The 19,982-nt window shown below is 74.2% G+C and carries 17 protein-coding genes; 11 read left to right on the top strand and 6 right to left on the bottom strand.

The genetic code is table 11. The features are described 5' to 3' along the window. Nucleotides 1–16: 16 nt before the first annotated feature. Both ACFWFR_RS08030 and ACFWFR_RS08025 read right to left on the bottom strand, forming a co-directional pair. On the bottom strand, nucleotides 17–1,498 hold the full coding sequence (locus tag ACFWFR_RS08030; RefSeq protein ID WP_377622276.1) for a leucyl aminopeptidase family protein: 1,482 nt from the start codon (nucleotides 1,496–1,498) through the stop codon (nucleotides 17–19). 92 nt (nucleotides 1,499–1,590) lie between these two features. Continuing rightward, entirely contained in the window at nucleotides 1,591–3,435 is a 1,845-nt protein-coding gene (locus tag ACFWFR_RS08025; RefSeq protein WP_377622274.1) for an SLC13 family permease, read from the bottom strand. 202 nt (nucleotides 3,436–3,637) lie between these two features. Between ACFWFR_RS08025 and ACFWFR_RS08020 the strand changes: the two genes are divergently transcribed. The 8 genes from ACFWFR_RS08020 to ACFWFR_RS07985 all read left to right on the top strand — a co-directional run bounded on the left by ACFWFR_RS08020 (nucleotide 3,638) and on the right by ACFWFR_RS07985 (nucleotide 11,407). Further along, on the top strand, nucleotides 3,638–4,669 hold the full coding sequence (locus tag ACFWFR_RS08020) for an ABC transporter ATP-binding protein (RefSeq protein WP_377622272.1): 1,032 nt from the start codon (nucleotides 3,638–3,640) through the stop codon (nucleotides 4,667–4,669). Continuing rightward, nucleotides 4,666–5,520 (top strand): ABC transporter permease, encoded by an 855-nt coding sequence (locus tag ACFWFR_RS08015; protein WP_377622270.1) that lies wholly within the window; start codon nucleotides 4,666–4,668, stop codon nucleotides 5,518–5,520. The genes ACFWFR_RS08020 and ACFWFR_RS08015 overlap by 4 nt, the downstream gene beginning before the upstream one ends. Next, a complete protein-coding gene (locus tag ACFWFR_RS08010) occupies nucleotides 5,507–6,859 on the top strand; it encodes a sensor histidine kinase (protein ID WP_377622268.1) in 1,353 nt (450 codons plus the stop codon). The genes ACFWFR_RS08015 and ACFWFR_RS08010 overlap by 14 nt, the downstream gene beginning before the upstream one ends. Before the next feature lie 83 nt (nucleotides 6,860–6,942). After that, on the top strand, nucleotides 6,943–7,533 hold the full coding sequence (locus ACFWFR_RS08005) for a LuxR C-terminal-related transcriptional regulator (protein WP_377622280.1): 591 nt from the start codon (nucleotides 6,943–6,945) through the stop codon (nucleotides 7,531–7,533). A 74-nt stretch (nucleotides 7,534–7,607) separates the two neighbouring features. After that, nucleotides 7,608–8,654, top strand: a complete 1,047-nt coding sequence (locus ACFWFR_RS08000; RefSeq protein ID WP_377622267.1) for an adenosine deaminase — start codon at nucleotides 7,608–7,610, stop codon at nucleotides 8,652–8,654. A 46-nt stretch (nucleotides 8,655–8,700) separates the two neighbouring features. Next, entirely contained in the window at nucleotides 8,701–9,132 is a 432-nt protein-coding gene (locus ACFWFR_RS07995) for a hypothetical protein (protein WP_377622265.1), read from the top strand. Beyond that, entirely contained in the window at nucleotides 9,132–10,742 is a 1,611-nt protein-coding gene (locus ACFWFR_RS07990) for a sensor histidine kinase (RefSeq protein WP_377622263.1), read from the top strand. Before ACFWFR_RS07995 ends, ACFWFR_RS07990 begins: the two co-directional genes overlap by 1 nt. Next, nucleotides 10,739–11,407 carry a response regulator transcription factor gene (locus ACFWFR_RS07985; RefSeq protein ID WP_377616164.1) on the top strand — a complete coding sequence of 223 codons (669 nt, stop codon included), beginning with the start codon at nucleotides 10,739–10,741 and terminating at the stop codon, nucleotides 11,405–11,407. Before ACFWFR_RS07990 ends, ACFWFR_RS07985 begins: the two co-directional genes overlap by 4 nt. Before the next feature lie 36 nt (nucleotides 11,408–11,443). Here ACFWFR_RS07985 and ACFWFR_RS07980 read toward each other — a convergent pair whose 3' ends face one another. Beyond that, complete coding sequence (locus tag ACFWFR_RS07980; RefSeq protein ID WP_377622262.1) at nucleotides 11,444–12,718, bottom strand: phosphotransferase family protein; 1,275 nt, start codon at nucleotides 12,716–12,718, stop codon at nucleotides 11,444–11,446. Between the two features lie 176 nt (nucleotides 12,719–12,894). Between ACFWFR_RS07980 and ACFWFR_RS07975 the strand changes: the two genes are divergently transcribed. After that, a complete protein-coding gene (locus tag ACFWFR_RS07975; protein WP_377622278.1) occupies nucleotides 12,895–13,332 on the top strand; it encodes a GntR family transcriptional regulator in 438 nt (145 codons plus the stop codon). Between the two features lie 155 nt (nucleotides 13,333–13,487). Next, complete coding sequence (locus tag ACFWFR_RS07970; protein ID WP_377622260.1) at nucleotides 13,488–14,375, top strand: L,D-transpeptidase family protein; 888 nt, start codon at nucleotides 13,488–13,490, stop codon at nucleotides 14,373–14,375. Nucleotides 14,376–14,509: 134 nt separating this feature from the next. Here ACFWFR_RS07970 and ACFWFR_RS07965 read toward each other — a convergent pair whose 3' ends face one another. The 3 genes from ACFWFR_RS07965 to ACFWFR_RS07955 all read right to left on the bottom strand — a co-directional run bounded on the left by ACFWFR_RS07965 (nucleotide 14,510) and on the right by ACFWFR_RS07955 (nucleotide 18,700). After that, nucleotides 14,510–15,727 carry a UDP-N-acetylmuramate dehydrogenase gene (locus ACFWFR_RS07965; protein WP_191801457.1) on the bottom strand — a complete coding sequence of 406 codons (1,218 nt, stop codon included), beginning with the start codon at nucleotides 15,725–15,727 and terminating at the stop codon, nucleotides 14,510–14,512. A 70-nt stretch (nucleotides 15,728–15,797) separates the two neighbouring features. Continuing rightward, entirely contained in the window at nucleotides 15,798–17,108 is a 1,311-nt protein-coding gene (locus tag ACFWFR_RS07960) for an MFS transporter (protein ID WP_191801459.1), read from the bottom strand. Further along, nucleotides 17,105–18,700, bottom strand: coding sequence for an MFS transporter (locus tag ACFWFR_RS07955; RefSeq protein WP_377622258.1), 1,596 nt, complete (start codon nucleotides 18,698–18,700; stop codon nucleotides 17,105–17,107). The genes ACFWFR_RS07960 and ACFWFR_RS07955 overlap by 4 nt, the downstream gene beginning before the upstream one ends. Nucleotides 18,701–18,799: 99 nt before the next feature. Here ACFWFR_RS07955 and ACFWFR_RS07950 point away from each other — a divergent pair, with 99 nt between their 5' ends. Then, nucleotides 18,800–19,900 carry a LacI family DNA-binding transcriptional regulator gene (locus tag ACFWFR_RS07950; protein ID WP_377622256.1) on the top strand — a complete coding sequence of 367 codons (1,101 nt, stop codon included), beginning with the start codon at nucleotides 18,800–18,802 and terminating at the stop codon, nucleotides 19,898–19,900. Nucleotides 19,901–19,982 lie beyond the last annotated feature (82 nt).

Here is a 19,982-nt window from a genome sequence, read left to right as displayed (position 1 = left end):
CTCCCCTGCTCCTGGCCTACGCGCCCGGGACCGTGAACGAGCCCGCGAGCTCGGCGAGCAGTCGCGCCCCGAAGCCCGTGGCGCCCTTGGTCCAGACCGCGTCGTCGGTGTCCGACTTCATGGTGCCCGCGATGTCGAGGTGCGCCCACGACACCTCGCCCGCCCACTCGGCGAGGAAGAGCGCCGCCGTGATGGCCCCCGCGAACTCGCCCCCCAGGTTCTTGATGTCCGCGACGTCCGAGTCGAGCTGGGGCCGGTAGCGGTGCTCGAGCGGGAGGCGCCAGACGCGCTCGTCGGTCGCCGCCGACGCCGACTCGACCTGGGCCGCGAGCGCGTCGTCGTTGCCGAGCAGCGCGGCCCGGGCCGTGCCGAGCGCCGCCAGCGCCGCGCCCGTGAGGGTCGCGATGTCGACGATCGCGTCGACGCCGTCCTCGACCGCGAGCGCGATCGCGTCGGCCATAACCAGGCGGCCCTCGGCGTCGGTGTTGACGACCTCGATCGTGCGGCCGCTGCGCGTCGTGAGGACGTCGCCCAGCTTGGTCGCGCTGCCCGAGGGCATGTTGTCGGTGCACGCGAGGTAGGCCGTGACGGTCGTGCCGACGCCCAGGTCCCGGAGGACCGACAGGGCCGCGAGCGCCGCCCCGGCCCCGGACATGTCCATCTTCATGGCCGCGTGCATCGCGTTCGAGGGCTTGAGGCTGATGCCGCCCGAGTCGTAGGTGATGCCCTTGCCGACGAACGCGAGGTGCCCCTCGCCGCCGCGGTACGTCAGCTTGACGAGACGGGGCTCGACGACGCTGCCCGCGTTGACCCCGAGGATGCCGCCGCACCCCATCGCCTGGAGCGCGGCCTTGTCGAAGACCTCGACCTCGAGGCCGTTCGCGGGCCCCAGACGTACCGCGACGTCGGCCAGGTCGGGGGCCGTGAGGTAGCCCGCCGGGGTGTTCGCGAGGTCGCGCGAGACGAGCGCCGCGCGGGCCAGGACCAGGCCGCGCCGGGCGCCCGCGAGCGCCTCGGCCTCGTCCCCGCCCGTGGCCAGGACGATGCCCGTGACCGGGACCGTCGCGGGCTCGGTGCGGAGCTGGTCGTAGCGGTAGCGCCCCAGCAGGACGCCCTCGACGACCGCGCTCGCGACCTCCGCGAGGTCGAGGTCCTCGGTGCCCGCGAGCGAGACGGTCACCACCGCGTCGCGCGCGACGGCCCGGGCGTGGTGGGCCGAGGCGTCACGGATCGCGGCGGTGTCGAGCCGGCCGGCCGGGCCCGCGCCGACCGCGACCACGTCGGCCCCCGCGGAGGGGCGGGCGAGAGTCTGCCCCGCGCGCCCCGTGAAGCCCCAGCGGGCGAGCTCGTCGCGGTCGGCGCCGATCGCGGCCGGGACGTCGCCGTCCGAGGTCACCAGGATCCCGGTCGTGGCCCCCGCGGGCGCCGCGTTCACGGACACCTCCACGGCGCGGACGGCCGCGTCGGACGGGATCGGGTCGAAGGGTGCGTCACCCATGGCGTGCTCCATCTCTCGGGCCGCGGCCGGTGCCGTGGCTGGTGCGGGTCGTGCGATGCGGTACGGGCCGTGCAGGACGTGCCAGGCGAGCCCTACGGCCGCCAGATCAGGGGGACGAGGAACACCGCGACCAGCAGGTAGACCCCGAGCACGGGCAGGCCGAGCTTCCAGTAGTCACCGAACCGGTAGCCGCCCGGCTCCATGACCATCATGTTGCCCGGGGTGGCGACGGGTGTCAGGAGCGCCGCGGCGGACGCGACCGCGACGCACATGACGAGCGGAACCGGCGAGATCCCGAGCTCGAGCGCGACCGACCCGGCGATCGGGATCATGACCAGGGCCGTGGCCATGTTGCTGATGAGCTGACCGAGCACCGCGCACAGCACGAAGATGCCCAGCAGCAGGAGCGTCAGCCCTCCCCCGCCGACCACGTCGATCAGCGCGGTCGCGACGATCTCCGCGGCGCCCGTCTGCGTGATCGCGGTCGAGAGCGGGATCATGCCCGCCACGAGGATCACGGTCGTGAGCGAGATCGAGCGCTGCGCCTGGCGGGTCGTCACGACCCGCAGCAGGATCATCGCGATCGCGGCCCCCACAGCGGTGACCGCGGCAGGCAGCACGTCCGTCGCGAGCGCGGCCACCATGAGCACGAGCACCACGATGGCCGGCACGGCCCGGCGCCCGAGCGGCGCAGCCTGGCGACGGATCGAGTCCGGGGTGTCGACCACGAGGACGTCGGGGTCGTCGGTGTGGCGGTCGAGCGCGTCCCACGGCCCCTGCAGGAGCACCGCGTCGCCCGCGCGCAGCGTGACCTCGTGGTCGCGCGGGTCGGCCGCCGGACGGTTCTCCCCCTCGTCGCCGGCCGGGTCGAGGACCTCTCCGAGCCGCTTCACGGCCAGGACCACGAGCTCGCCCGAGTCCGTGACCATGCCCGGGAAGACGCGCTCGCCGATCAGGCCCGAGCGCGGGCGCACGATGACCTCGGCGACCCCGTGGTCGCGCGAGACGAGCCCGCAGGTGACGTCCTCGCCGTCGGGCCCGCTCGGGGCGACCAGGCCGCCCACGGCCGCGAACTCGTCGATCCCCGCACGGCCCCCACGCACCACGAGCTGACCGCCCGCCACGACCTCCGGCACGGGTCGCCCCGACCGGTCCTGCACCGCGACCGCGTGCACCGACCGGTCCCCCGTGTCGATCGCGTCGGCCGCGACCCCGACGAGGGGCGAGCCCGCGGGCACCGCGAGGCGCGCGATGCTGCCGGCCGGCGCGTAGTCGCGCAGCAGGTCCGCGGGCAGGCCCGTCAGGTCGCGCGAGAGCGAGCGCGCGCTGCGGTGCGGCAGCAGGCGCGGACCCCACAGCACGCAGACCAGGATCGTCCCCGCGAGCAGCGGGACGCCCACGAGCGCGAACTCGAAGAACCCCAGGCCCGTGCCCGTCTCCTCGAGGGCCGTCGCCGAGACGATCACGTTGACGGGCGTGCCCGTCAGCATGAGGAGCGAGCCGGCGTGGGCACCGAACGCGAGGGGCATGAGGAGCTGCGACGGCGAACGGCCGAGCCGCGTCGAGAGGACCACGACCATGGGGAACAGGGCTGCGACCGCACCGTTGGGTGTGACGAGCGCGGACAGCACCGCCGAGAGCACGAGCATGAACACCATGAGCCGCGCGGGGCTCGTCCCCGCCCGGTCGATCAGCTGCTGGCCCGCCCACGCCGTGATGCCCGCGGCGTCGAGCGCCTCGGCGACCACGAAGAGCGCCGCGATGAGGATCACGGTCGGGGTCCCGAACCCCGCGAGGGACTCCTCGACCGTCAGGACGCCCGTGAGGTAGAGCGAGAGGGCGACCGCGAGCGCCACGACGCCGACCGGCAGGCGGTTCCACACGAAGAGGACCACCGCTGCGCCCAGGACGGTCAGCGTGATCGCGGCGTCGCTCATGCGGCTGACAGTAGTGGACCCCTGGCGGGCCTTCGTGGCGGACATCCCGTCACCGCGGGTGAGTCCTCCGGTCACCCTCGGCGGGCCGGACCGTCACCCTCGGCGGGCCGGACCGTCACCCTCCGTGTCCACCGACCGGTGGACCCCGCGTCCCCCCGACCGGTCGTCGCGGCGAGCACCTCTCCCACGCCAGGCTGGAGCCATGACCACAGACAGGACTCCTCCCCGAGCAGGTACGAGCGCCCCGGCCATCGAGGTCCGCGGGCTCACCAAGCGCTACACGCAGGGCAGCGGCGCAGGCAGCACCGTGAAGCAGGCGGTCGACGGCCTGGACCTCACGGTCGAGCGCGGCGAGATCTTCGCCGTCCTCGGCCCCAACGGCGCGGGCAAGACCACGACGGTCGAGATCCTCGAGGGTTTCCGCAAGCGAGACGGCGGGCAGGTCGAGGTCCTCGGCGAGGACCCCGCGCTCGCGGGGCGCGCGTGGCGCAGCCGGATCGGCGTCGTCCTCCAGGACTCGCGCGACCAGGCCGAGCTCACGGTGCGAGAGCTCGTGCGCCACTTCGCGACGTTCTACCCGGCCCCGCGCGACCCCGAGGAGGTGATCACCGCCGTCGGGCTGCAGGAGAAGGCGTCGACGCGCGCCCGCCAGCTCTCGGGCGGACAGCGGCGCCGCCTCGACGTCGCGCTCGGGATCGTGGGCGACCCCGAGCTGCTGTTCCTCGACGAACCCACGACCGGGTTCGACCCGCAGGCCCGCCGCAGCTTCTGGGACCTCGTGCTGGCCCTGCGTGAGGGGGGCACCACGATCCTCCTGACGACCCACTACCTCGACGAGGCGGCGCACCTGGCCGACCGTGCCGCCGTCGTGCGCGACGGGAAGGTCGTCGCCCTCGGGGCGCCGGCCGACCTGGGCGGGCCGGGTGCGCTGCGCCCCGTGGTGCAGTGGGTGTCCGACGGCGTCACGCACGTCGAGCGCACCGACCACCCGACCGCGCTGGTCACCTCGCTCGCGGCGCGCCTGGCCGGGCCCGACGGCGAGGTTACCGGCCTGCGCGTGCTCCAGCCGAGCCTCGAGGACGTGTACCTCGAGCTCATCGGGGCCGTGCCGACGGTGCCGACCGCAGACCCGTTCGCCCCCTCGTCACCTGCAGGGCCGCCCGGACTCCCGCCGACCTCACCGAAGACCTCTGCCGTCCCGTCCGCACCCGTCACCGAGGAGGCCTCCCGATGAGCGCCCAGACCGCCCCCACCCGCGTGCCCCACGACGGGCGCGCGCTGCCCGGCACCCTCCGCACAGGGCTCCGGCGGACCTGGGTCGAGATGGTCTCGTTCCTGCGCGAGCGCGACGCGGTCGTCTTCATCCTGGCCTACCCGCTCATCATGATGGCGATCTTCGCGACCGTGTTCGGTCAGGAGGACCAGGGCAACGCGGCGGGATCCGTGCCGTTCACGCAGTACTTCCTGCCCGGCATGGTCGCCACGGGCGTCATGCTCACGAGCTTCCAGAACCTCGCGATCTCGATCGCGGTCGAGCGCGACGACGGCACGCTCAAGCGCCTGCGCGCGACCCCGCTGCCGGCGACGTCGTACTTCCTGGGGAAGATCGGGCAGGTCCTGATCGCCGTGACCGTGCAGACCGCCGCGCTGCTGCTGCTCGCCGCGACCGTGTTCGACGTGCCGATGCCCTCGACGGCCTCGGCCTGGTGGACCTTCACCTGGGTGTTCGTGCTCGGCACCGCGACGGGCTCGGTGCTGGGTGTCGCGTTCTCCTCGGTCCCCCGGTCGGGGAAGTCCGCGAGCGCCGTCGTGACCCCCGTGGTGCTGGTCCTGCAGTTCATCTCGGGCGTGTTCTTCGCGTTCTTCGCGCTGCCGTCGTGGATGCAGCAGGTCGCGTCGGTCTTCCCGCTGAAGTGGCTCGCGCAGGGCATGCGCTCGGTGTTCCTGCCCGCCGAGGCCGAGGCGCTCGAGGTGGGCGGGTCGTGGCAGCACGGCGCGACCGCTGCTGTACTGGTCGCATGGCTCGTGGTGGGACTCGTGGTAGGCGTGCGGACGTTCCGGTGGCGTCGTCGTGACGACGGCTGACGGCGACGCCCCCGACGCGGCCGGGCCGGCGCAGGCCGCCCAGGCCGCCCAGGCCGCCCAGATCGATGGCACGTGGGAGCGCGACGTGCGCTGGTGGGACGTGGCGTTCTACGTCATCGTCGTGCTCAGCGCGCTCGCGCTGCTCACCGCCGACGTCCGCGGCACGGCGCTCGTCGTCTCGCTCGCGGCCGTCGGGGTCATCCTCGTCGGGTACGTCGGGTGGGGGCGGCGCGCCGCGCGGACGCGCAACCAGGTCGCCGCGCACGTCTACCTCGTCGTGGCGATCGCGTGCACGCTCGTGGTCGTGGGGCAGGACGCGCTGGGCACGCTCCTGCTGTTCGCGGTGTTCACGCAGATCTGGATGCTCTCGGAGCACCTGTGGACGCAGGTCGTGCTGTGCGTCGTGCTCGCGGCGGGCACCGCGCTCGCGCTCGCGTTCGACCCGTCCACGGGCCGGGTCGGAGCGGCGGACCTCGCGAGCACGGCACCGCAGATGGGCGTCGCGCTGGCGTTCGCGCTCAGCCTCGGGCTGTGGACGGCGCACACCATGCGACAGGCCGAGCGCCACGCACGGCTCGTCGACGAGCTGCGAGCGACCCAGGCCGAGCTCGCGCGCTCGCACCACGAGGCGGGCGTGCTCGCGGAGCGCGAGCGCGTCGCCCAGGAGATCCACGACACCCTGGCTCAGGGGTTCACGAGCGTAGTGATGCTCGCGCAGGCCGCGAGCGCCGACCTCGACCGGTCGGCCCCCGACGCGGCCCGCGAGCGGCTCGCGCTCGTCGAGTCGACCGCGCGCGACAACCTCGCCGAGGCGCGGGCCCTGGTCGCCGCGGCCGCGCCCGCCCCGCTCCAGGTGGGCACGCTCGGTCAGGCGCTGCGCCGGCTCGCCGACCGCTTCACGGACGAGACGGGCACGCAGATCGACCTCGTGGTCGCGGACGTGCTCGGGCTCTCGAGCGCCGAGGAGGTCGTGCTGCTGCGGTCCGCCCAGGAGGCCCTGGCCAACGTGCGCCGCCACGCGGCGGCGAGCGCCGTCGTCGTCTCCCTGGGGCCGGGTCTCCCTGCGGGCGACGGGTCCCCGGGCGCCGACCACGGGCCCGACGACGTCACGGTCGTCCTGGAGGTCGTCGACGACGGTCGCGGGCTGGGCCCGGGCGTCGTGGAAGGGTTCGGTCTGCGCGGGATGCGCGAGCGCGTCGCGGCGAGCGGCGGCGCGGTCACGGTGCACGGCACACCAGGGGGCGGGACGAGCGTGCGCGTCGAGCTGCCCGTGCCCGGCCCTCCCGCTCCCACGCCCACTTCCCCTGCCGCCACTGCTGCCCCTCGGAGCGCCTCGTGACCACTTCCCCGTCCGCCCACTCCGCCCAGGTGCGCGTCCTCGTGGTCGACGACCACCCCGTGGTGCGCTCGGGCCTCGTCGGGATGCTCACTGCCGAGCCCGACCTGGTGGTGGTCGGCGAGGCGGGCGACGGGCACGAGGGCGTGCGGCTCGCGCGCGAGCTGCGCCCCGACGTCGTGCTCATGGACCTGCGCATGCCAGTGCTCGACGGCGTGGGCGCGACCAGCGAGATCCTCGCCGGACCCCGCTCCCCCGGTGAGGCGCGGCCCGCGCGGCCCCGCGTCGTCGTGCTCACGACGTACGAGACCGACACAGACATCCTGCGTGCGGTCGAGGCGGGTGCGACGGGCTACCTGCTCAAGGACACACCGCGGGACGTGCTCGTCGCGGGCATCCGGGCCGCGGCGCGCGGCGAGACGGTCCTGGCCCCCACGGTCGCGACCCGGCTCGTGACGTCGGTCCGGGGCGCGGGCGAACGGCTCACGCCCCGCGAGTCGCAGGTCCTCGCGCTGGTCGCGCGTGGGCTGAGCAACCCGGCGATCGGGCGTGAGCTGTTCATCTCCGAGGCGACCGTCAAGACGCACCTGCTGCGTGCGTTCGCCAAGCTCGGGGTCGACGACCGCACGCGCGCCGTGACCGTCGCGATCGAGCGCGGGATCCTGCCCGGCGCGTGAGGTCGCCCCCGATCTCACCCGGCCGGGGAACCGACCTCCCCGTGCGGGGGACCTGCTGATGGAAGACTGCCCCTGTGCGTGATCTGGCGAAGCTCCCCAAGGCCCACCTCCACCTGCACTTCACCGGGTCCATGCGGCCCGAGACGCTGCGGGACCTCGCCGCGCAGTACGGGGTGAGGCTCCCGTCCGCGCTGCTCGACGGCGACCCGCTGCGCCTGCCCGCGACCGAGCGCGGCTGGTTCCGCTTCCAGCGCCTGTACGACGCCGCGCGCGCGTGCGTGCGCTCCGAGGCGGACATGCGCCGGATCGTGCACGAGGCCGCCGAGGACGACGCGGCCGAGGGGTCGGGGCGACTGGAGATCCAGGTCGACCCCACGTCGTACGCGCCCTTCGTGGGCGGCATCTCGCCCGCGGTCGAGATCGTGCTCGACGCGGCCCGCGAGGCGAGCGCCGCGACGGGGACCGAGGTGGGCGTGATCGTCGCCGCGTCGCGCATGCGGCACCCGCTCGACGCGCGCACGCTCGCGCGCCTCGCGGCGCAGTACGTGGGTGACGGGCCGGGAGAGGTCCTGGGCTTCGGGCTGAGCAACGACGAGCGGCGCGGGGACACCGCGGCCTTCGCGCCCGCGTTCGCGATCGCGCGCCGCGCGGGGCTCGCCCTGGTCCCGCACGGCGGCGAGCTCCTCGGGCCGGACCACGTGAGCGAGGTCCTGACGGACCTGGACCCGGACCGGCTCGGCCACGGGGTCCGGTCGGTCGAGGACCCGCGGGTCCTCGAGCAGGTCGTCGAGCGGGGCGTCGCGCTCGAGGTCTGCCCGGCCTCGAACGTGTCGCTCGGGGTGTACGACGACGGCGCGCAGGTCCCGCTCGGGGCGCTCGTCGACGCGGGTGCGCAGGTCGCGCTCGGGGCCGACGACCCGCTGCTCTTCGGTTCGCGGCTCGTGGCGCAGTACGAGTCGGCGCGGACCGAGCACGGGTTCTCCGACGAGGAGCTGGCCGATCTCGCGCGCTCCTCGATCCGGGCGAGCCGGGCGAGCCGTTCGACCACGGCGCGGCTGCTCGCGGGAGTCGACGCGTGGATCGCCGAGGCTCCGCCCACGGGCGAGGCACCCCGTGGGTGACGCGCCCTCTCATGCCCCTCTCATCAGGGCACGGGACACTCGCGCCATGCGACGGACGACGACGTGGGTGGGCGCCCTGGTGCTCGGCTTCCTCGGCGTCGGCACGGCCGCCGTGGCACTCGTCTCCGCGAGCCCTCCGGACCGCGACCTGGGGAACCAGGTCGTCCTGAGCCCGGCCCCGGTCGAGACCGTGACCCCCACGCCCGTCCCGGCCCCGGTCGAGCCCGTCGAGGAGGAACCGGTCGAGCCCGTCGAGCCGGTCGAGAAGCCGGGCGACGGGTCCCTCGTACCCGTCCAGCCCGCGCCGCCCCGGAGCGGGAGCACCGTCGACAGCGGCACCGGCACGGCGCCTTCGACCGGCGAGCTGCCGTACGACGACGGCATGTACCACCCCGGCGACGAGTACGACGACGGCATGTACCGGCCCTCGGACGAGTACGACGACGGCATGTGGACTCCCGACACGGGGAACGGATGATGTCCGCCCCCCTCGATCCCGCCGCGCCCCACCGTCCCCGGACCACCGCGCGGCTGCTGACCGTCCGCGTCCGCATCCTCGGCGCGGTCCTCGCCCTCGCGGCCCTGGGGCTGATCATCGCGGGCGGCGTCGCGTTCACGTCCCAGCGCCGGCACGTCGACGACCGGATGGCCCTGTCCCTCACGCGCTCGCTCGAGGAGTTCGAGGCCCTCGCCCAGGACGGCGTCAACCCCTCCACGGGCGAGCGGTTCACGTCGTCGGACGACCTGGTGAACTTCGCGATGCGACAGACCGTGCCCGCCCCGCACGAGGGCATGGTGGGCTTCCGCGCCGGACGCGCCCAGTGGATCGCGGCGTCGCCCGTGCCGCTCCGGCTCGAGGACGACGAGGCGCTCATGGACGCCCTCGAGCCCCTGACCACGGGGGGCCGGGTCGTCCTGCGCGAGATCTCGACGCCCACCACCAGCTACCGGGCGCTGGTCGTGCCCGTGACGGACGGCAAAGAGCCCTCCGCCCTCGTCCTGGCGTACGACCGGGACGCCGAGCACGCCGAGTTCGACCAGGTGTTCCGGACGTACGCGATCATCGCGGTGGTCTCGCTCCTGCTCATCGGCGCGGTCGGCTGGGTCGTCGCGGGTCGCCTGCTGCGTCCGGTACGCCTGCTCGGCCAGACCGCTCGTCGGATCAGCGACACCCGCACGTCCGAGCGCATCCCGGTCACGGGGAACGACGACGTCTCCGAGCTCACCCAGGCCTTCAACGAGATGCTCGACCGTCTCGCCGCCGCGTCCGACGCCGAGCACCAGCTCCTCGACGACGTAGGGCACGAGCTGCGGACCCCGCTGACGATCGTCCGCGGGCACCTCGAGCTCATGGACCCGCACGACCCCGAGGACTCGGCGGCCACGCGCAGCCTCGCGCTCGACGAGCTCGACCGCATGCACCGGCTCGTCGACGACCTCATGACCCTCGCGACCGCCGGGAGCCCGGACTTCGTCCGCCTCGAGGAGACCGACCTGGGGCGCCTGACCGACGACATCCTCGACAAGGCCCGTCTCCTGGGCGACCGCAGGTGGAAGATCGACGCGCGGACGGGGGCCACGGCGCTCGTCGACGAGCAGCGCCTGACCCAGGCGTGGCTCCAGCTCGCCTCGAACGCCGTGAAGTTCTCCGCACCGGGATCGAAGATCACCCTGGGCTCCGCGGTGCGCGACGGCCGGATCCGGCTCTGGGTCCGGGACGAGGGCATCGGCGTCTCGCCCGACCAGCTCGAACGCATCTTCGTGCGCTTCGCCCAGGCCGAGCGCGACCCTGCGTTCCGCGACGGCGCGGGCCTGGGCCTGGCGATCGTCAGCGCGATCGCGGGCGGGCACGACGGACGGGTCGAGGTCACCTCGACCCGAGGATTCGGTTCCACGTTCACTCTCGACCTCCCGCTCGAACCCGGCCAGGCTCCCCCCGTCCCGGGGCCGGACCACGACCACCGGTCCTCCTCCCCGTCACCCGCCGGGACGGGGCCGGGCAGGGCGGACCACGACCTCTTGACTCCCCTGACCGTGGAGATCCCCGTGGTCGTCCCGGCGCACCTGGGTGAAAGGACATCGCTGTGAGCCAGATCCTCGTCGTCGAGGACGAGACACGGATCTCGTCGTTCGTGTCCAAGGGGCTGCGCGCGGCCGGGTACGCGAGCACGGCCGTGACCACAGGTCGAGAGGGCTACGACCTGGCGCAGACGGGCGACCACGACCTGATGATCCTCGACCTCGGTCTGCCGGACCAGGACGGATTCACGGTCCTGCGGCGGCTCCGCGCGGCGCGCAACACGATCCCCGTCATCATCCTCACGGCCCGGTCCTCGGTCACCGACACGGTCGCGGGCCTCGAGGGCGGGGCGGACGACTACATGGTCAAGCCGTTCCGCTTCGAGGAGCTGCTGGCACGCATCCGCCTGCGCCTGCGGACCGAGCCCGCAGGCGAGGTCACGGTGCTCTCGCACGGCTCGCTCAGCCTCGACCTGCGCACGCGTCGCGCCCGCACCGCGGACCGGGAGGTCGACCTCTCGGCCCGGGAGTTCGCCCTCGCGGAGACGTTCCTGCGCAACCCGGGCCAGGTCCTGAGCCGGGAGCAGCTGCTCTCGCGGGTATGGGGGTACGACTTCGACCCCGGCTCCAACGTCGTGGACGTCTACGTCCGCTACCTGCGCAACAAGCTGGGTCCCGAGCGGGTGGTCACGGTGCGCGGCATGGGCTACCGGTTGGCGGACCCGGCGGCCTGACCCGTCCACGGCGGGCGCGGGTCCGTGTCCCGTCTCTCAGCCGAGGGGCAGCCTGTCCTCGGCCCCTGCGAGGAGCTCCTCCGCGACGGCGAGCCAGGCCTCGGCGAGGCGGTCGCGCGGCGCACCCGGCAGCAACGAGAGGACGACGCCGGCGGTGCGCGCGCGCAGCCCGACGGGGTCCGCGCTCTCGCCGAACGCCGCGAGGCAGCGGTCCACGAGCCCCTGGACCCCGGGGTACACCTGGGGTGCGAGGGTCTCGAGGACCGCGAGGTGCCCGGTCATGCACGCGAGGTCGTCCACGCGGTGACCCGGGCCAAGTGTGTCGACGTCGAGCACAGCGGCCACCCGGCGGCAGCCCGCGCCACCGACGAGGAGGACGTTGGCCTCGTAGAAGTCGCCGTGCGTCGGGACCACGGGACCGGGGTCCCGCGTCTCGACGATGCGACGCACGCCTCGTTCGAGGGCTTCGATCCGCGGGGCGAGAGCCGGCAGACGCCCGACGGCGGAGCGTGCGTAGTGCGCGGACCGCTCGGCCCAGGCGGGGCGGCGCTCGAGCAGGACGGCGTCCGGGGGCAGGGCGTCGAGCGCCCGGACCAGCTCGTGCGGGTCGACCGCGAGCGCCTGCTCGTGCCGGGGGGTCGAGGCCACGGCGGAAGCCATGGTCTCCTCAGGGCGCGCACCGAGGACGAGGATGCCCTCGCCGAGCGAGGCCAGGACCCTGGGGGCTGCGAGCGGCGCCGTCAGGCTGTAGCCCTGCGGTGCGGCCTCGGCGACCAGGAAGAGGTCGTGGCGCAGCCGGAGCTCGGCGACCCGGTCCGGGCGGACGACCTTGAGGTAGACGTCTCCCGCGGTCGTCCGCGCACGCAGGACCGCGCGGCGCAGGGGGCGGTAGGCGACCAGGTCCAGCCCCAGGACGAGCGGGGCGTGCGGGTCGATCGAGCGCCACCGGTCGGTCAGCGTCGCGGCGTCGCAGGCCGTCGCGAGCCCCGGCAGGAGGGGGTCGACGGGGTGGCGCCACACGTGGACGGTCCGGTCACCGTCGACCATGCGCAGGATGCCGTGCCGTTCGACGACGTCCGGCGGGAGGTCGGCCGTGGTCGCCACGAGGTACTCGTCGCGACGTCCGGCGGTCCGCGGCCCCCCGGCGCGACCGCGCACGGTGACCTCGTACCCGACGCTCACCTCGGCACCCGGCCGCGCGTGCACCTGGTGCACGCGCCACGAACCGAGCGCGACGTGGTCGACGGCGAGCGCCGCCTCCAGGAGGTCCCCGGCCCGGGGGCCGGTGAGCAGCTGCGCAGCGGTGTCCATGAGAGCGACCCAAGCGGTCCGACGTGATGCGGGGATGAGGGGCGCGTGAGAGACCTCTCACGCGGTCGTTGACACCGGACGTTGTGGATGTCATTGTATCGACATGATGACACAAAGCCACGGAGGCGGTCTGCTCACACCCCTCGAGGACCTCGCCCGGCCGGTGGTCCAGGTGCCTGCACCCAGGCCCGTCGCACACCTGGGCGCCTGAGATCGCCGGGACCGAGCGGCCCTCCGCCTCCGGGCTGCAGCTCGAGATCGACCCCGCGTCGGGTGTACCTCCCTACGAACAGATCCGCTCGCAGGTCGTCGCGCACATCGCCGCGGAGCGCCTCGTGGTCGGCGACCGGCTACCGACCATCCGGGCCCTCGCGACAGACCTGGGCCTCGCCGCCGGGACCGTGGCGCGCGCCTACCGCGAGCTCGAGTCGGCCGGCATCACCACGACGCGCCGTCGCGCGGGCACGGTCGTCGCCGACGGGGTGGCCCCCACCGATGTCGTCGCCCGGCAGGCCGCACGCGCCTTCGTCGCTGCGGTGCGCGAGGCGGGGCTCGACGACGACGCGATCGTCGACCTCGTGCGAGGCGAGCTCCTGCGCCGGCACGAAGCCTGAGGCCTGAGGCCTGAGGCAGGACGCTTCACAACGATTGCGCATCCCCCGGGTCGGCGATGCGGACCCTGCGCGCGCGGCGTGAGAACGTGGTCGTGCCAGTTCTCCGGCAGGACGCCGGGCATCGAGGGGGATCACGCATGTCGAAGGAACGATCGATGAGGACGAGATGGACGGCCGCGACGGCCGCCCTCGTCGCGCTGCTGCTCGTCGGAGGGTGCGACGTCCTGAGCCCCGGCGACGGCGGGACCTCGGCCCCGCCCGCCTCGACCTCGTCGCCCTCTCCTTCCGAGACACCGACGCCCACGCCCACTCCGACGCCCAGCGAGACCCCGGCCCCTGCGCCGGAGACACCCGCTCCCGTCGAACCGGCCCCTCCCGTCGAGACGCCCGCTCCCCCGGCAGCCGAGCCCGCGCCCGTCACGCCGGCCCCCGACCCCGCGACCGAGGAGCTCGTGCGCGGGAGCACGGGAGAACGGGTCGTCGCCCTCCAGCAACGGCTTGCCGACCTCGGCTACCTCGGAGCGAGCCCCGACGGCACGTACGGTCCGGGCACGCAGCAAGCCGTCTGGGCGCTCCAGAAGGCCGCAGGCATCAGCCGCGACGGCCGGGTGGGTCCCAAGACCCAGGCCGCACTGGACCAGGGCGTGCGGCCCACGCCCCAGAGCTCGTCGGGCCACGTGATCGAGATCGACATCGCCCGTCAGCTCGTCCTGGCCGTCGACGACGGGCGGGTCACCGCGATCATCAACGCCTCGTCCGGCAACGGCGAGCGCTACGAGGCCAAGGGCCGCACGTACTACGCCCGGACCCCCGCCGGGACGTTCCAGGTGGGGCGCCAGGTCGACGGGAGCTACGAGTCCTCGCTCGAGCTCGGGAGCATGTGGCGGCCCAAGTTCTTCAACGGCGGGATCGCGGTCCACGGGTCGGGCTCGGTCCCCCCGTCGCCCGCGTCGCACGGGTGCGTGCGGGTCTCCAACGGCGCCATGAACTGGATCTGGGACTCGTGGGGCGCCCCGGCCGGCACGACCGTGATCGTCTACTGAGCAGCACAGCCGCTCGGTCCACGAGGCCGCCGCCCGGTCCACGAGGTAGAGGGCAGGCGTCGAGGTAGAGGGTCAGAGCCCTCTACCTCGCCCCGTACCCTCTACCTCGCCGCTCGGCGAGGGACCTCAGCGCCTCAGAGCGCGACGCCCACCAGCACGGGCTCGGGGACGAGCTCGATCCCGTACGCGTCGAGCACGCCGTCGCGCACGGTGCGCGCGAGCTCGACGATCTCCGCCGCGGTCGCGGCCCCCCGGTTCGTCAGCGCCAGCGTGTGCTTGGTCGAGAGCCGCGCCGCGCTCGACGGGCCGTGCACCCCGAACCCCTTGGTGAAGCCCGCGTGCTCGATGAGCCAGGCCGCCGAGGTCTTGACCAGGGTCGGGTCGATCTCGCCCAGGCTGGGGCCCGTGGTGCGCGACGGGAGCGCCGACCGGACCGGGAAGCGCGGGGCGTCGGCCGGCAGCAGGTCGGCCTGGTCCGCGGCGACGACCGGGTTCGTGAAGAAAGAGCCCGCGCTCCAGCGGTCGTGGTCGGGGGCCGACGGGTCGTCGAGCAGCATGCCCTTGCTCCCGCGCAGCTCGAGCACCGCGGCGCGGACCTCGGCGCTCGGCGCCCGCTCGCCCACCTGGACCCCGAGCCGACGGGCGAGCTCGGGGTAGCCGATCGGTGCCGAGAGCGTCCCGAGCCGCATCTGGAGGTTGACGTCGAGGACGACGAACCGGGGGGACGGGTACCAGATGTCGCCGCCGTCGGGCGACGCGTGCATGGTCCGCTTGAGGAGGGAGGTGCGGTAGCCGAAGTCCAGGTCGACGAGAGGCAGCGTGCGGATGCGCGCCTGCTCGCGGTCCCACACGCGCACCGACGCCACGACCCCCGCGACCTCCTGGCCGTACGCGCCGATGTTCTGCACCGGCGCGGCCCCGACCGTGCCCGGGATGCCTGACAACGCCTCGATCCCGACCCACTCCTGCGCGACGGTCTGCGCGACGAGCTGGTCCCAGTCCTGGCCCGCGGTCGCGGTCAGGCTGCCGCCCCCGCACGTGTCCTCGGCGTCGATCCGGATCTCGGAGCGCACGTCGCGCACGACGACACCGCCGAACCCCTCGTCGCTCACGAGCAGGTTGGAGCCGCCCCCGAGGACGAGGAGCGGCTCGCCCGCGTCGTCGGCCGCGCGCACCGCGTCGATGAGCTCTGCCTCGGTGCTCGCCTCGAGGTACGCGTCGGCAGGGCCGCCGACGCGCAGCGTCGTGAGGTCGGCGAGCGTGGGCTGCTCGAGCACCTCGCCCGGACCGGGCGCGGCACCCTCGGTGACGGCTTCGACGGCGGACACGCGGCGCGAGGAGGGGGCGGTCATGGCTCCAGCCTAGTTCGCCGCCGCCCGACCCCTCTCTCGACGACGCTCCCGCTCCTCGCCCCGGCGACCGTCAGGGGGTCGCGGTGCCCGCGCCGCCTGCCGCGGTGGGCAGCGGCTTGGCCGCGTTGACCACGAGCAGACCGATCACGAGCGGCACCGCGATGACGAGCAGCGCGGGGCGGTAGCCGCCGATGTGCTCGGCCAGGAACCCGATGAGCGGCGGGCCGACGAAGAACGCCGAGTACCCGACGGTCGACACGACGCTGACCCGGACCGCGGCGTGCGCGGGGTCGTCCGAGGCCGCGCTCATCCCGACCGGGAAGCCGAGCGCCGCCCCCATGCCCCACAGCACCACGCCCACGAGCGCGACCCACAGGTTGGGCACGAGCGTGAACACGAGCAGGCCGACGAACGCGAGGCCTGCCGAGATGCGCAGCACGGCCACCCGGCCGAACCGGTCGAGCAGGCCCGTCCCGAGCAGGCGCATGCCCGTCATGGCGGTGAGGAAGATCCCGAGCGCGACGGCGCCCATCGCGTCGGACGTGCCGAACCCGTCGACGACCGCGAGCCCGACCCAGTCGTTCGCCGCGCCCTCGGTCAGGGCGGCGGCCAGGACCACGAGGCCGATGAGCAGCGTGCGCGGTTCCTTCCACGCGGCAAGGGCGCTGCGCGCGCCCTTGCCGTGGACCGCGGTCGCGGGGTCCTCGCCCGCCGCGTCGTCCCGCAGGTCGCCCGACGACGCCGCGAGGGCCTCGTCCGTGACCGCACCTGCGGGGAGGAAGGACCGCACGCACCACAGGACCGCGAGCAGGCTCAGTGCGAGAGCCACCGCGAGGTGCCACTGCACGGGGACCCCTGCGAGCGCGGCCAGTGCGCCGACGCCGGCCCCTGCCATGGTCCCGAACGAGAAGCCCGCGTGGAAGCGGGGCATGATCGCCTTGCCGAGGCGCTGCTCGACCGCCGCGCCCTCGATGTTCATCGCGGCGTCCCAGACCCCGGTGCCGATCCCGAAGAGGAACAGGCCGACCCGTACGACGTCGACCGAGCCCTGGGACACGCCCGTGACGGCCACGACGAGCCCCGCCACGTTGACCGTCGCGAAGATCACGACCGCGCGCGAGGCGCCGACGCGCTGGACGACCATGCCCGAGAGCGGCAGCGCGAGGAGCGAGCCGATCGCGGCGAACAGCAGCAGGAAGCCCATGCTGCCCTCGGAGAGCCCGAGCGCGTCCCGGACCGCGGGCAGGCGCGAGGCCCAGCTCGCGAAGTTGAAGCCGTTGAGGAAGAACACCGCGAACACGGCCCAGGTGGCTGCCTGGACGACGCGGGCGGCGCTCGCTGCGCGCTGCTCCCCGGAGCGGGGGGCGGGCGGGGTGGTCATGCGGGGGTCTCCTCGCGTCGGTGGGAGGTCGAGCCGGTCGGTGCAGGGTCGGTCGCGCCGTGTCGTCGCACACCACGACGGCGGCGCGTGCGCAGGGTCGACGGTACCGCGTGATGAGTTACCACCTGGTCAGGCTTCGCGGTCGCGTCAGGAGCGCCCGCCACGGTGTCCTCGGCGCGCACGTCGCGGTCGCCGTCACCGTCGAGCAGGGCGTCGTCCGTGCCGGTGCCGACCGCTCGGCGACCCGCGGGCGGGACGGGAGCCCCGCCGTTGGGCCCTGCGAGCGGTGCCGGGCGCTCCCCCGCGACGAGCGGCGCGACCTTCTTCGAGAGCAGCACGCTGACGACCATCGCGACCACGATGAGGACGAGCGCGTGACGCGCGCCCATGGCCTCGGCAGCGATGCCCAGCAGCGGCGGGGCCGCGAGCGAGGCCATGGACGAGAACGCCGAGACGACCGAGACACGGCTCGCCGCCTGCATCGGCTCGTCCGAGGCCGCGGCGATGCCGATCGGGACCGCGAGCGCTGCACCCAGGCCCCACGCGACCACGCCCACGCCCGCGAGGGCGAGGTTCGGGGCGAACCCGAACAGGAGGAGGCCACCGATCGAGGCGACCCCCGAGACCCGGAGCACCGCGACGCGACCGTAGCGGTCGATCAGGCGCGTGCCCAGCAGGCGCATGACGGTCATCGCGCCGACGAACGCGCCGAACACGACCGCGCCCACGGCCTCGGTCTGGTCGAACCCGTCGACCACGGCGAGCGAGAGCCAGTCGTTCGCGGACCCCTCGGACAGTGCCGCGGCCATGATGACGAGGCCGATGAGCAGCGTGCGGGGCTCACGCCACGCACCGAGCGCGGCCCCCAGGCGCACGCGGCGCGAACGCGGGTGCAGCGCTGCGGCGGCCTCGACCCCGTCGGGGCCCGCGTCGCCCAGGCGCCCCTCGACCCGCGGGCGGGGCAGCGTGTCGTGGATGAACATCGGGATGCTGGCCAGCCGCCAGACCGTCGCGACGACCGCGGTGCCCACGAACTGCGCCAGGACCGGGACGTCGCCCGCGGCGCACGCCGCGCCGACGAGCGAGCCCAGGACGGCACCGATGCTGAAGGCCGCGTGGAACTGCGGCAGGATCGTGCGGCCCGTCCGACGCTCGACGCTCGCGCTCTCGACGTTCATGGGGACGTTGCCGAGCGAGAAGGCCACGCCGTTGAGGAAGATGCCCGCGGCCAGCAACGGGACCGAGCCCGTCGCGGGGCCGACGCCCAGGAGCACGAGGGCCGCGGCGAAGAAGCCCGTCGAGGCGAGCATGGCCGCGCGGCCGCCGAAGCGGTTGACGATCGGCCCGGCGAGCGTGACGGTCAGGAGCGCGCCGACAGCGCCGGCGAGGAGCACGAAGCCCAGGTCCTTGGGCGTCATGCCCAGGGCGTCACGCACCGAGGGGATGCGGGCGAGCCAGCTCGACATGGTGATGCCGTTGAGCAGGAAGATCCCCAGGAGGGACCAGCGGGCGCGGGAGAGGCCGGGGTCGAGCGCTGGTCGAATCGATTCGATACCTGCGTCGGGAGTGGCCTTCGAAACGATTCGAGACATGGTGACAAGTCTGCGGGTAGTCTGGCCGCGCCGTCAAACACCTTTTCCGTGCGTCACGGCGGATCCGAGTTCGTCCAGAAGACCGGCAGAGGGGCAACGATGACCGAGACCGAGCAGGCACCCAAGCCGCCAGGCCGTCCGACCCTCGCCCGTGTCGCCGCGCTCGCCGGCGTCTCGGTGTCCACCGCGTCGCTCGCGTTCTCCGGCGCGGGCCCCATCACCCCCGAGACGCGCGACCGCGTCATGGCCGCCGCGACCGAGCTCGGCTACGCCGGTCCCAACCCCCTCGGCCGCCAGCTCCGCTCGGGACGGTCCGGGATCGTCGGCGTCGTGATCGGCGACCAGCTCAAGCGCGCGTTCCGCGACCCCGTCGCGGTCCAGGTCCTCGACGGGCTCGTCTCGACGCTCGGCACGAGCGGCCTCGGCGTGCTCCTCATCCCGGGCATCCCGTCCGAGGACCCGTCCCGCGCGGTCGACCCTCTCATCGAGAGCGCAGCGATGGACGTCGCGGTCCTCGTGTGGGGCATCGGGACCGACGACGCGACCCTCGCCGCGCTGCAGCGCCGCGGCGTCCCCGTCGTGATCGGCGAGGGGCACCCCGTACCGGGGACCCCGCTCGTCGGCATCGAGGACCGCAAGGGCACGGCCGAGGTCGTGCGCCACCTCGTCGACCTGGGGCACACCCGCGTCGCCGAGATCACCCTCCCCCTCGACAACTCACGCCGCAGCGGCGTCATCGACGCCGACCGCCTCGCCCAGGCCGACCGGACCCCCACGCTCAACCGGCTCGCGGGCGTGCGCGACGTCGTCGAACCTCTCATCTCCTGGGAGACCGAGGCCTCGCTCGTCGAGCACGGGCACGCGGCAGCGGTCGAGATCCTCGGGACCTGGGTACCGTCCGACGAGCGCCCGACCGCGATCATCGCGCACTCGGACCTGCTCGCCGCGGGCGCCGTCCTGGGCGCCAAGGAGCTCGGCCTGCGCGTGCCCGAGGACGTGTCCGTCGCAGGCTTCGACGGGCTCGACCTGCCGTGGCTCAGCCCGGACACCCTCACGAGCGTGCACCAGCCTCTCGCCGAGAAGGGCGCCGAGCTCGGCCGCGCGGTGGTCTCGCTCCTCGCGGGCAAGGAGCCCGAGACCGTGATGCTCGACGTCACGCTCGTCGTGGGGACCACGACCGGGCCTGTCCCGGCCGCCTGAGCCGCAGGGGCCGGTCCGGCCGCACCGTGGGTCCACGGCCCTCCCACCGACGACGGAGGGCGCCTCTCCCGTGCGGGAGAGG

This window comes from Oerskovia sp. NPDC060287, assembly GCF_042726775.1.
Classification (GTDB): domain Bacteria; phylum Actinomycetota; class Actinomycetes; order Actinomycetales; family Cellulomonadaceae; genus Oerskovia; species Oerskovia merdavium.
The sequence above is the reverse complement of the archived record's forward strand: the minus strand, read 5'-3'. Positions and strand labels throughout refer to the sequence as shown.